Origin of the sequence: Lawsonibacter faecis (genome assembly GCF_014287675.1) — a bacterium.
Classification (GTDB): domain Bacteria; phylum Bacillota; class Clostridia; order Oscillospirales; family Oscillospiraceae; genus Pseudoflavonifractor; species Pseudoflavonifractor faecis.
Genome location: NZ_JACOPQ010000004.1, coordinates 89,389 through 101,922, shown reverse-complemented (window position 1 = coordinate 101,922; position 12,534 = coordinate 89,389). Strand labels below are relative to the sequence as shown.

Genomic DNA, 12,534 nt, shown 5'->3' with positions numbered 1-12,534 from the left:
CAAAAACAACTGCCGGGAGTCCGGCAGTTGTCGCGCATGTCCCGGTGCAGGCAGGTACAAAGATACTGTCCGGCGTATCTGACTTATCCTCTCTCCGGAGGCATCACAGTGACCCGCTCGCGGGGCTTTTCACCCCATTCCGCCCTTCGGGAGTTTCCCGGCAGGATAGTACCATGATATTCTTTTTTTGATGATCGTCTTATTTATGGTTTCAGCTGCTGCGGCAGCCCGCAGAAAATACGAGTAACCGTGTTCGCTTTGGAAGCTAAAACAGTGAGAGTACGACCGGCTAAATCGCGCCATTTGCGTTCCAAATCTTCCATCGGGACGATGCCGCAAAAAATATCCTCACAGATCAACACCGTTTCCGCCGGATATTCCGTCTGCGGCAGGATGCTGCTTTGCGCACAAGCCCGCAGGTATTGTTCAAAGCCGTAAATACATCGCTTCGTCAAGTCGAGCACAGGACATTCGCTGCAGAAAAACACATCAGAATCAGTCAAGCTGAATTGCGCTTTTGCATAATCCAGCTTTCCCTGATAGACGCCGCCAATGATGATATCCATTATGTTTTTCCCTCCAACGCTGGCAGGCGGCCTTTATGAGCGACCGGACGCCCAAGACAGATTTCCACAACGCAGTCACAACGCTCTGCCAGGAACCGATCCAGGTATGCCAAGCCTCGCCTATATCGTTCGGTCACAGGATCGTAAGCAATTCCATCTCCGTACAGATAATCGCTGACCACGACGGCATGTTCCACGGCGCCGAGAAAAGTCCCCAGATCAGCCGCTATACGCTCTGTCGCGGTCTCATCAGGCTGTGCATTGGTGGGGAACATCTCATTGGCCAGCAGCGCCGTGACGCTGTCCAGCAAAAAAACACCGCTATGATCCGCCTGTTCCAAGCAAACAGGCAAGTTTCGTCCCTGTTCCAGGGTTACAAATCCCTTGCCCGCCCGTGCCGCTCTGTGGATGCGTATCCGCTCCAATTCATCGGCGTCACATGGGGGCTCCATGGTTGCTACATAATAACGCGGGCGTCTTTCTGACAGGCTCAGCGCACATTGCAAAGCGAAAGTGGATTTCCCATTTTTGCACCCACCTGTGATAAAGACTGTCATGCATCCACTCCTCACCGATAGATTCCGTATTTCAGCTTGATTCGCTCCAATTTCCTGATGATTTTATCCCCAAAGATAAAGTTGAAAATCGCCGCGGAACCGGCATGCGCTGCATCATAGGGCACGCCGGAGATGTAAAGCAGCTTCATCGTGTCCCAGCTGATCTCATTTCCTCCCGGGATACTGGCCGCGGTAACCATGGCGCAGATATTCATCAGCCCGCCGTAAATGATAAACGTTGTAAAAAACGTAAAAACAGTCAAGGTGATGTCGTCTACCGGAAGGCGTTTCCGCTGTACCAATACGCCCAGCAGTAAACCAATGGCGCCGAAAACATATAAGCGCCAGCCTAGAAAAGAGCCGTTGTCTACCGGTGGGAAAAGCAAGTAAAGAAGGTAGGCAGTCAGGACCGCAAATACCACACACAGCAGCGGTCCCATCACCACCTTAAAATCCCTGGACTTGAGTTTTTCCACCGTGGCCCGGTTAAAGGCCAGACCGGCCAGGAAGCCCAACAGTCCCCAGCAAAACATCTGCCAGGGCGTCCACGGTCCCTGCCCTTCATAAAAATTCAGTACAAACCTGGACAGGGCGCCGATCAGAAAACCCGCCTCCGGCCCCAGCGCAATTCCGCTGGCAATTATAATTGCTGTTCCTGCGCGGATTGCAATGGTCATACGGCACAGGAGCTGCACGCAGAGCGTTAGGGCACACATCATGGCAATCAGAACGATTTCACGCGCCTTTGGTTTCCGTTTTTCAAATACCATAAAAAACGGTGCAACAGTCATAGCCAAAATCATCCAGCTGACCAGGATATATTTTCGGTCGTTGAATAATGTGAACCCCAGAATAATCACCGCTGGAATCGCTATAAAAATAAGCAGCGATGAAACGGCAGTGCGCTTGCGGTGGGCGGTCTCTACCTGACTTATTTGATATCCCCGCCGCATCGAGCCGCTACCTCCTCCCATGTGATGGCATCTGGAAACCACTGTCCCGCCACTCGGTTGGCCGTGGTGGTGTAAAAACTATTTCCCGAAAAGAACTCTTTCGGAGTCCCACAGGAAACAATTTCACCGTCAAAGAACAGGGCGCACCGGTCTGCATACTCGGCACAGAACTCAATATCGTGCGTTACCATCAGTATTGTCATACCGCTCTGGCATAACCGCTTGAAGATATCGGCCAGCGTTCGCTTAAAAAAGGGATCCAATCCCTTGGTGGGCTCGTCCAGCAGCAGAATCGCAGGCTGGCGCAGCAGAATTTTTCCCAAAGCCAGCCGCTGCTGCTCGCCGCCGGAGAGGTCATAAGGATGCGTCTCCAACAGGGAGTCAAGTTCCATTTCTCTCGAAATCTCAGCCACGCGGGCTGCCTGCTCATCCTCCGGAAGTTTTTCATCGGACAATGCTTCGAGTAATTCCTCACGGACGGTGATCTCCGTGAACAGTGCCTGCGGGTTTTGCGGCAGCATTGCAAGTCCATGGTGGAACAGTTCCATATCCGAGAGTTTTTCCAGCCGCTTACCCCGGATCTCAATCGTGCCGCGGTATGGCTTGACCAGCCGGGTAAGCGCTTTCAAAGTCGTTGTTTTTCCCACACCGTTTCCACCCAAAATGGCAAACAGCTCACCCTCGCGTACTGCTAATTCGACGCCGCGCAGCGTGTCCAAAGAAGTCTTTCCGTAACGGAACCATACATCATGCATCGACACCACGCTTGGCATACTCGTACTCTGCGCTGATTTTACGGTATGAGGCCGCAGTCGCGGTCTCTTGTTTTTCTCCGGCGTCTCATGGCCCGGCTGTCCAAGGCATTCCTCCAGCCACAAGCGCCCCTCCCGCACGGTTAGGGGAAATCTGCCTTCTGGTTTTACCGCGGACGCAATCTTTACTACCGCCGGAAGTCCATAAAACATTTCCCTGCACACACCCGATGCAACCAGAGCCGCCGCCTCCCGGGGCCCGTCGTCAATGGCAAGCTGTCCGTGCTCCATAACCAATACACGATCCGCCATCGGAAGCAGCTCTTCCAATCGGTGCTCGGAAATCAGGATCGTTGTTCCTAACTCCGTATTGATTTTTTTCAGCGTAGCCAGGAAATCCGAAGCCGCAATGGGATCTAACTGCGAGGTGGGTTCATCCAATATCAGGAGTTTGGGCTGCATAACCATAATGGATGCCAAATTCAAAAGCTGTTTCTGCCCACCGGAAAGCTCGCTGACATTTTTGCGGAACCATGTCTGAATTCCAAAGAAGCTGGCCATTTCAGCGACGCGCTGCTTCATAATGCGGCTCTCCAGCCCCAGGCTTTCCAACCCGAACGCCAGCTCATGCCACACTTTGTCGGTAACAATCTGGTTGTCCGGATTTTGTTGAACAAAACCGATCTGAGAAGTGCTGACGCGGTCGTCCAGATTCTCCACTTCCTCACCGCAGTACAGAATGTGCCCCTCCAGTTTTCCGTATGGCATTAGATTCTTTTTCAGATGCCGCAGCAAGGTGCTCTTGCCGCACCCGGATTTGCCGCAAAGCACCACGAATTCTGAACGCCGGATGGAGAAACTCACATCCTTCAATACATCTTCTTCGCATCCTGGATAAGCGAAGTTCACATGGCTGCATGAGATAATTTCCATTCGTGTATTCCTCTCATATCCAGCACCATGGGAATGGACATCAATCCCAGATACGCTGCCAGACTGATCCACTGTAAAACCGTAAAGCGCGGCAGAAGAATGGCTGGATAATAGTAGATTGACATACTTCCTGCTGCACAGGCTGCCACAACCGCCCCGCCCAAAAGCAGGATGGCTGCCAGCAATACTTTCTCACCGCCGGCAAAGCGAAACAGATGAAAACTGCTGCGGCCACGGAGGCCGTATCCACGCGCCTCCATCGAATCAGCACTTTCAATGGATGCCTCCAGTGACCACGCAATCAAAATGGATACTTCTTTCCCAAACTGCCGGATGCGTTTAATCCAAGAGGAACCCTTGAGTCCCCTTCCCATGCATCGCTGCGCTGCGGCCACCTCTCGAAATCGGTGCTGCAGCAGCGGAATATAACGCATAATCATGGAGAGCGTCAACGCCAAAACCGGTGCAGCGCGGCCAAATAAATAAATAAATTTGTCTGCCGTGACTATGACACTGAAGCAGCTGAACCAAATTATGACACTGGTAAGCATGATTGCAGAAGCAAGACCATATATAATCGCTTCCAGCGTAATGCGGTTGTCATTGAGGTAAAACAGCACCGTCACACCGTTGTGAACGTTTAGCGTATTAAACAACGTCATCAGCAAGATTGCAGGAATTAAAACTAAGCAGTTAAATCGAATTGCCTTTATGCCCCTTAACAGGATAGAATAGCACCATGCCATAAAAAAAGACGACAATAGAAAAACCGGGTGCATGGCAAACATGGTAACGCCAATAACAATGGCAAAATAGGAGAAATTCAGCAGAGGATGGCTGCGGTAAAATGCCGCAGCCTCTCCCAGTCCCTCCCGTACAGAATACGCATCTGTCACCATGTGGAATTATCTCCCACATCGCGTCCAAGATCACAGGTGTACATCCAGACGATCTCATCGCCATCCTCTACAAAGTACTGGCTGCAACCATAGTTGGGAAACTGACCATTGACTTTGTACATCCAGCCGCTCAATGTTCCACCATCGAATTCATAGAGATAATTGATTCCCTCAATATACGCGCCGCTATAGAGCGGATCATCGCGGAACTCCATCTGAATACCCTGGTCGCGAGTCACACGTTTGAGAACCTCAAACACATTCTCGCCCGGTGTATACTCCACCTCTGTTGTGGCGAGAATTACCCCGTTTGCCGGTACATAGGGGATCACCGCCTCGTTCTCTAGCTTGGATGTATCCACCACTGTATCGCACCGAATCTCCAGTGTACAGGTATGAATCACTGATTCCTCCGGGGGTTCAGGAGGCAGCGCCGGAGATTCGGTCTCTGCTGGTTGTTCCGGCTGCTTCGGCTCCTCAACAACAGGTGCCTGTTCCGGCTGCTTTGGTTCTTCAATTACAGGCGGCTGTTCTATTTGTTCTGGCTGTTCAACCGGATCTGGTTCTTCAATCACAGCGGGCTGCTCCGCTTGTTCCGGCTGCTTAACCCCGGCAGACTGCTCAACCTTATCTGAGCTTTCAGCTTCAGCAGGCTGGTCTACGTCATCCGGCTGCTGCGCATCATCGAAGAGTTCCGGCTGCTTATCATCAGGTTTATCAGAAAGCGTTCCCGGCGATGTGGAAGGCACACTATTCTCGGCCGGTTCGATCTTTAGTTGTGCAATCCCAAGTCCCAAAAACACCAAAGCAATTGCGGCAATCGCAATGGCTCTGATTTGCTTTTTCTTCATAAAAATAATCAATCCTGTCCGTAAAGCACATGATATAGCCCCGCAATCATGGAAGCAGCCTGGGCGCGGGTGGCCTGAGCCTCAGGCGCAAAACGATAACTGCCGCCGTCGGAAATGCCATTGATGATGCCGGCCGTCTGCATTGCTGCCACCGCATCTTTCGCATAGACTGCGATGGACGATGCATCTGTAAACTCCAGTATCGCATTTTCCTGCGGCAGCTCTTCCTTGGCTACTTTCTCCACATACCGCTGGAGCATAACCGCCATATCCTGCCGTGTGATTGGTGCATTGGGCGAGAAAAGTCCGTTTCCGCTGCCTGTGGTAATCCCATGCTCAACAGCCCAAGCAACCGCCGGAGCATACCAGTCACCGGAACCGACATCAGCAAACTCATCAGTTGTATATGCAGAACAATCTTCGCCTGAGAATTTGGAAAGCATCTGCACAAACTGGGAACGGGTCACCTTCGTCTCCGGGGAGAAATAGCCGTCTCCCGTTCCATTGAGGATATCCTCGCCTGCCAGCAACGCAATCTGGTCCTTTGCCCAGTGGTTCTTTGTATCGCGAAATATGCCGGGCTCCATGTTTGCCGCGTTCTCATAGCAGTAAATCCGTCCTGCGTCGTTATACCAAATCAGGGAGCCGTCTTTCGCAACGATCACGCTCTGGGAGCAGTATTGCCTGCGGCCGATCCCATCCACAATTTCATATTCCGGTTTTGTCTGTCCCTGGCGGTCCGTCAAAATCCACATCTGAGATACTGTTTCATCCTTAGGCGCATAGGGGACCAGATACAGATAAATCATTTGGCCGTTCTCGTCTGTGGCATATGCCGTAGAAATGCCTGCGGATCCCTTAGTCAGAATGGGAACAGAATAGATCTCCTTCATGGTTTCCGCATCAATCACATGAAATGGCTCTGCGGAGCCCATGGTATACCCGCCGCCGCCGATGTAAAGCCGGCCATTATGCACGACCGGCGTGGACTGTGTGCCGCCGCCCTTTGTATGTGATACCCACTCCAACGCCGTCGTTGGATCGGGCATTCCAGCAGCAGTCAGCGCATAGGAGAATATGGATGCACCATCTGTGGGATGATTGGAAGCCACATACAATCTCTCGGTCTCAGCACTATATGTAATGGTGGATTTTATCGCATAACCTTCGCCGATATCAAAGGTACGTGTATCGCCGGTCTTATAGTCGACCACATAAAGCGTACTGCCACAGCCAAAATAGCAGTGCTTTCCCACAAACGCCGCGCCGTTGAAGCTGAAGCCGTATTTGCTGTCAGATTCCACAATCCATTCTGCTTTTTTCACCTCATCGCCGCGTGCGGTATCCTCATCTTTTGCTGTGAAGCAGGCGTAAACGCCGTTACGGCCATAGGTGCCAGTCACAAAATAACCATTATGGTACATAACTGGCGACTGCATCTGTCCGGTGGCTATGGACTCTGTAACATAAAGTTGTTCCAGCGTGTCGGCGTCAAACACACGGAAAAAGCAGCCGTTCACGCCGGTACCGTCGTCCAGATTGTTGACCTGACAGGGCACAAAAATCATACCGTCGCCGAAAGCGATATCAATAAAAAACTGGTTTACCGGCTCGCCATAAATCCTGGCAGTTTTCACTTCTTCCCCCGTGGCCAGATCCAGTTTTCTCAGATATTGAGAGCTGTAATAATAGACAAAATCTCCCATTACAATGGGAGTCCCTGGTACATCATCCCAGGTGTTTCCGGTATTCTTCTCCCATCGCAGCATCAGATCTGCGCCGCTGACCGCGCTGTGGCCGTCGGATACTCCCTGCGCCCCCGGATCTCCCAAAAACTGCGGCCAGTCGGCCGCAAGAGCTGGTATAAGCAGCACCGTCAGCGACAATACGAGCAACAGAACACTGCGAATGATTTTTTTCATAGCACTCGACCCTCTTTCCTTTAATCGCTACATTATTTAAAGCATATTGGTATGCTTTGATTGCATCAAAACACACCTGGCCACAGCCAGATCAATTCTCAAAAAAGTACTGGGCTACACAGCACAAAGCTGTTTCACCCGGTAATCCACAAAACATGCTCACAAAAAGTAGGATAAGTTTTGAACTTTCCCACAACCCGCTCTCTTTGTCTGCTTGTCCTTGTTATTCTGACTTGCGCATGCCCTCCGCCCCCTTAGGCTTCCTCAGTGGCCCGTTTTCACAGAAAACGGATATACTTCACAATCACAGCTATGGAATTGCACGTCGCCGCCGCTTTCGCTGCGGTTCCTGCTGCAAAACATGTACAGGAATTTCACCTGATTCCCTTGTTCAGCCGAACAAGGATGCGTGTCCGCTCCGGCACTCCGGAACGGGTCGCGCATTTGCCACAAAAGCCGGATCTTCTCTATGCAGTTGTCTGGGTTTCCTATGACAGAGGGAAATCATGCGTGGGTGTAACCCACGCATGAAGGGCCATGGCCCTTCATGATTCCTTTTTGTATGCGGCTCCTGCGTCAACACGCATGGGCTTGCTGCTCCGTATATGCCCCGCAGGACTGACTGCATCTTTATTTTATCTCAAATTTTGCTAAAAACAAGTGTCCGTTCTTGCGAATTCAGTGGTGCGCCGGGTGTCCGCATTTCGCCATCACCGGCGAATTGATACCGGCAGGCATTGCCGCAGGCTGGATTGCGCTTGACAAATCCTGCAAACGTGGTAAGATAAGGGACGCTGAACCACAACAGCTGAATAGCCCACGCAGTGCCGCCATTGGCGGGTAAAAGGGAATCGGGTGGGAATCCCGAACGATCCGGTCACTGTAAATGGGGAGCCGGCCGCATATGTCATTGCGATATTCGCGAGAAGACGCGGCCCGGCGACGATCCATAAGTCAGGAAACCTGCTGCCTGTGCTGAAAAGATGGGAGTCTTCCGCAGAAAGAGTCCATCTGTATGCCGCTGATGCGGAGGGAATATTTCTTATTCCGCCCAGCGGCCACAGTCCTGCTTTCTGCCGACGAAAGCAGGGCTTTTTTGCGGCAATTTTGACCCAAGAAGGAGGGGACACGCAGCCAAGATACGATTCCTCATACCATATATTTAGAGAAAACCATGTGAATAGAAGGAGATTCTTTGTCATGAAACGACTGACAGCCATGTTCCTGACGCTGCTGCTCCTGCTGAGCCTGTCCGCCTGCGGCACAGCATCCCAAAACCAGACGGACAACACAGACAGTGGCAATTCCCAAACGGAAGAACCCACTGTGACGGACGACGGTACAGAAACGGAGAGCGGCTTCCCCTTTACCCTGACCACCAAGGACGGCGCGGAGGTTACCTTTACCCATGTGCCGGAGCGGGTCATCGCGGCCAACGCCAATGCGGGCGACCAGCTGATGGCTTTGGGCCTTGGGGACAAAATCATCGCCACAGCCTATACCAACTCCGATATTAACCCCCAATGGGACGCCGAGTATAAGGCCATCCCTTCGGTAGCGGAAACCTATATCTCTCTGGAAACCATTTTGGATTTGGAGCCGGACTTCGTCTACGGCCGCTCCAGCTCTTTTACCGAAAAGTACAACACCGAGCATGACACCCTCTCCCAGTACGGCATCATGTCCCTGTCCTCCATCGAGGGCTATACCGTGGGTGCGGACGTGGATGTGGTGTATGAGGATTTCTACAATCTCGGCCGCATCTTCCAGGTGGAGGACAAGGCGGAGGAGATCGTCAGCGCCATGAAGGCCCAGATTGCCGCCGCAGAGGAGGCGGTTGCCGGCCAGGAGGCCACGAAGGTCTTCGTCTTTGATATGGCGCAGGAGGAAGGTGCCTACACCTGCGGCAACAACTTTACCTCCAAGCTCATTGAGCACGCCGGCGGCACCAACATCTTCAACGACCTGGACACTACCTGGGCCACCGTCAGTTGGGAGAGCGTTGTGGAGCGCGCCCCGGAAGTCATCGTCATCAACGACTACGGCGACACCTCTCTGGATGAGAAGATTGCCCAGCTGAAGGAAAACCCCGCTCTGGCTACGGTGCCCGCCATCCAGAACGACCGGATTATCTCCGTCAAGCTGTGCGAAGTATTTGCCAGCTCCATGACCGGCGACACCGTGGAGAAATTCGCGCAGGCGTTCCATCCCGACTGCTTTTGATTTGAAGCGATGAAGCGATTCTGCAACCTGGTGAAGCGGCATACGCTGGCATCCTGTTTGGTTCTGCTTGGCCTGCTCGTCGTTTCCGTCATTCTCGGCATCGGATTAGGGCCGGTTTCCATCCGCTTTTCCGACGTCTACCGGGTGATGTTCCACCGCCTGTCCGGGATTTTTACCGGTCAGACAGCGCCGCTGGAGAGCATCCGGGAGAGCACGCAGAACATCGTCTGGTTCCTTCGTGCGCCCCGGGTTCTGCTGGGCGCGCTGATCGGGGCGGCGCTGACGCTCTCCGGCGTCGGCATGCAGGCCTTCACCAAAAATCCGCTGGCAGAGCCGTATGTGCTGGGGATCTCCTCCGGTGCCTCCCTGGGTGCCGTGCTGGCGATGCTGCTGGGCGTGTCCGTTCCGGTGCTGGGAAAGCTGTCCGTATCCATGGGCGCCTTTGCCGGTGCGCTGGTTTCCATCCTGCTGGTCTATCTCCTGGCCAAAAGCCGCGGCTCTGTCACCCCCATCCGCCTGATTTTGGTGGGCGTCGCAGTTTCGGCCATGTTTCAGGCCTTCACCAACTACATCGTCTACACCGCACCGGATGACGCCGCCGTCCGGGAGGCGACCTTCTGGATGCTGGGCGGCCTTGGCAGCGCCGAATGGGAGGATCTGCCCCTGCTGCTCTGCCTGGTGCCCCCGGCCTTCCTCCTGATGCTGGCGCTGTCGAAGTCCCTCAACGCCATGATGATGGGGGATAGCTCCGCCATCACCCTGGGCGTCAACCTGAATGTCGTTCGCAATCTGCTGATTGTCATAACGGCCCTTTTGACCGCCTCTTCCGTGGCGGTCAGCGGCTGCATCGGCTTTGTGGGGCTGGTGATTCCCCACCTGGTCCGCTCCGTGGTGGGGCCGGACCACCGGAAGCTGATCCCGATCTCGATGCTCACCGGCGCGATCTTTCTCATCTGGGTGGATGTGGGCGCCCGCATGATCAAGCCGCCGGCGGAGCTTCCCATCGGCATTCTGACGGCCTTCCTGGGAGCGCCCCTGTTCCTGTGGATGATCCGCGTCCGGCGCTATGAGTTTTAGCTGGAGGGTACCGCTGTGATTACCGCAAACGAGATACATTACGCCGCCGGCAGCCGCGAGATCCTCCGCGGCGTGGATTTTCAGGTGACAGAGGGGGAATTTGTCGGCCTCATCGGACCCAACGGCAGCGGCAAGTCCACCTTCCTGAAGAACCTGTATAAAGTCCTGCGCCCCCAAAGGGGCGCCATCACCCTGTGCGGCGAGGACCTGCTGTCCATGAGCAACCGGGAGATGGCCCAGCGCATGGCCGTCATGGTGCAGGAGCAGGAGGCCGCCTTTGACTTTACGGTGGAAGAAGTTGTGATGATGGGCCGGCAGGCCCGCAAGCGCCTGCTGGAAACCGACAGCCGGGAGGACTGGGCGCTGGTGGGTGAGATCCTTGACCTCACCGGGCTGTCGCCTCTCCGGAAGCAGGGCTTCATCACGCTGTCCGGCGGGGAGAAGCAGCGGGTGCTCATCGCCCGCGCCCTGGCCCAACAGACCGCCGTGCTGGTGCTGGATGAGCCCACCAACCACCTGGATATCAAGTACCAGCTGCAGCTCATGGAGCTGGTGCGAAAAAGCGGCTGCACCGTGGTCGCGGCGATTCACGACCTGAATCTGGCCGCGGCCTACTGTGACCGGCTGTACGCCATGAAGGACGGCGTCATCGTAGGCCACGGCGCTCCGCGGGAGCTGCTGACGACGGATTTCCTGCGGGCCCTCTATGAAGTGGAGGCCGAGATCCTATCCGGCCGCGACGGCGCCATGCGGGTGTTTTTCTATTCCAAGTAAAAAGCGATGAATTCCCGAGAGAAACAAGAAATTATAGTACACGGAGAAGATTATCATGAAGCGCAGCGACAATATGGAGCAAATCCTTGCCTATATTGACGCCCACCCTGATAAAAATATCACGGTGGGCGAGCTGGCTGCGCTTTTGGATTACTCGTTCTATCATTTCTGCCATGCCTTTTCCAGCTATACCGGCGTTCCGGTGGCCGCATACCTGCGCAGGCGCAGAATGGCGGCTGCCGCGCGGGACCTGCTGTCCGGGAAATCATCCGTCAGCGTGGCGGCTGCCCGGGGCTTTCAAACGCTGTCCGGCTTTGCAAAAGCGTTTCGGAAGCATTATGGGCTGTCGCCATCTGAATATCAGAAGGAGCTGGCTGATGAACGGTTCCGCATAGAACCGGAATTCCGCTCGTTGGCCTCCTTTACCGCTGTGGGGTACCGGCTCTCACCGCCGCAGGGAGAGTCCGATGTGTTGAATGCCGGCGCTTACTGGATGGGAAGGGAGTTCGCCTTTGTCAGCCCGGAGGATTACCGGCGGCTTAGCGGACCGGAACCCACAGAGATCGGTGCGTGGATTCAGCCGGACCGTAACACAGGCGAACTATTTTATTTCTTCGGGCCGGTCGTGCAGAGTACCGATTTTATCCCGGACGGCCTGGAGCCGCTGGAGGTGGAGTCTGCGGACTATGCCGTGTTTCCTGTCCCGCCCGGTAACGGCAATATGACGCTGCTCAATGAAAACGTCCGGCGGATGTGGAAGTATATCTTCGGCGAGTGGCTGCCGCAAAACAAGAATTACCGCACCGCTGAGGGCAAGATTGACTTGGAAGTCTACCACAGTGGCAGGACCTCCCTCTACGTTCCGGTCAGCCGGTTATAGTTTCCGCCTTGAAAACGGAGCTGAACCTATGCTGGAATAGAATAGCATAATAAAATACAAGGGCACGGCTGCTATGATATAGCAGCCGTGCCCGTTTTACTCTGGACGGTTTCGGTGATACCCCTGTGGAGCCTCGCCCTTTGGCCG

The 12,534-nt window shown here is 54.1% G+C and carries 11 protein-coding genes and 1 riboswitch; of the genes, 4 read left to right on the top strand and 7 right to left on the bottom strand.

The genetic code is table 11. The annotated features are described in order from the left end of the window. Positions 1-203 precede the first annotated feature (203 nt). Genes H8S62_RS06310 through H8S62_RS06280 form a run of 7 tightly spaced genes read right to left on the bottom strand, consistent with a single transcriptional unit; the run spans position 204 to position 7,433 of the window. Positions 204-566 carry a bifunctional adenosylcobinamide kinase/adenosylcobinamide-phosphate guanylyltransferase gene (locus tag H8S62_RS06310; RefSeq protein ID WP_155151098.1) on the bottom strand — a complete coding sequence of 121 codons (363 nt, stop codon included), beginning with the start codon at positions 564-566 and terminating at the stop codon, positions 204-206. Beyond that, on the bottom strand, positions 566-1,123 hold the full coding sequence (locus H8S62_RS06305) for a bifunctional adenosylcobinamide kinase/adenosylcobinamide-phosphate guanylyltransferase (RefSeq protein ID WP_155151101.1): 558 nt from the start codon (positions 1,121-1,123) through the stop codon (positions 566-568). The genes H8S62_RS06310 and H8S62_RS06305 overlap by 1 nt, the downstream gene beginning before the upstream one ends. Before the next feature lie 11 nt (positions 1,124-1,134). Continuing rightward, positions 1,135-2,076, bottom strand: coding sequence for an ECF transporter S component (locus tag H8S62_RS06300; RefSeq protein ID WP_155151104.1), 942 nt, complete (start codon positions 2,074-2,076; stop codon positions 1,135-1,137). After that, positions 2,055-3,761 carry an ABC transporter ATP-binding protein gene (locus tag H8S62_RS06295; RefSeq protein ID WP_155151107.1) on the bottom strand — a complete coding sequence of 569 codons (1,707 nt, stop codon included), beginning with the start codon at positions 3,759-3,761 and terminating at the stop codon, positions 2,055-2,057. Before H8S62_RS06295 ends, H8S62_RS06300 begins: the two co-directional genes overlap by 22 nt. Further along, positions 3,734-4,660, bottom strand: coding sequence for an energy-coupling factor transporter transmembrane component T (locus H8S62_RS06290; protein WP_155151110.1), 927 nt, complete (start codon positions 4,658-4,660; stop codon positions 3,734-3,736). The genes H8S62_RS06295 and H8S62_RS06290 overlap by 28 nt, the downstream gene beginning before the upstream one ends. Further along, entirely contained in the window at positions 4,654-5,511 is an 858-nt protein-coding gene (locus H8S62_RS06285; RefSeq protein WP_155151113.1) for a DUF4430 domain-containing protein, read from the bottom strand. Before H8S62_RS06285 ends, H8S62_RS06290 begins: the two co-directional genes overlap by 7 nt. An 8-nt stretch (positions 5,512-5,519) precedes the next feature. Next, the gene (locus tag H8S62_RS06280; RefSeq protein WP_155151116.1) at positions 5,520-7,433 is read right to left on the bottom strand and encodes an S-layer homology domain-containing protein; all 1,914 of its coding nucleotides are present in this window, start codon (positions 7,431-7,433) and stop codon (positions 5,520-5,522) included. 805 nt (positions 7,434-8,238) lie between these two features. Then, a riboswitch (cobalamin riboswitch) is annotated at positions 8,239-8,418 on the top strand. 215 nt (positions 8,419-8,633) lie between these two features. Here H8S62_RS06280 and H8S62_RS06275 point away from each other — a divergent pair. From H8S62_RS06275 to H8S62_RS06260, 4 genes are read left to right on the top strand one after another with little or no spacing between them, the layout of a single operon-like run. Beyond that, the gene (locus tag H8S62_RS06275; protein WP_155151119.1) at positions 8,634-9,656 is read left to right on the top strand and encodes an ABC transporter substrate-binding protein; all 1,023 of its coding nucleotides are present in this window, start codon (positions 8,634-8,636) and stop codon (positions 9,654-9,656) included. A 9-nt stretch (positions 9,657-9,665) separates the two neighbouring features. Further along, entirely contained in the window at positions 9,666-10,733 is a 1,068-nt protein-coding gene (locus H8S62_RS06270) for a FecCD family ABC transporter permease (RefSeq protein ID WP_155151122.1), read from the top strand. A 15-nt stretch (positions 10,734-10,748) separates the two neighbouring features. Further along, positions 10,749-11,507, top strand: coding sequence for an ABC transporter ATP-binding protein (locus H8S62_RS06265; RefSeq protein ID WP_173023883.1), 759 nt, complete (start codon positions 10,749-10,751; stop codon positions 11,505-11,507). Between the two features lie 55 nt (positions 11,508-11,562). After that, on the top strand, positions 11,563-12,387 hold the full coding sequence (locus H8S62_RS06260) for an AraC family transcriptional regulator (protein ID WP_155151128.1): 825 nt from the start codon (positions 11,563-11,565) through the stop codon (positions 12,385-12,387). Positions 12,388-12,534: the final 147 nt, after the last annotated feature.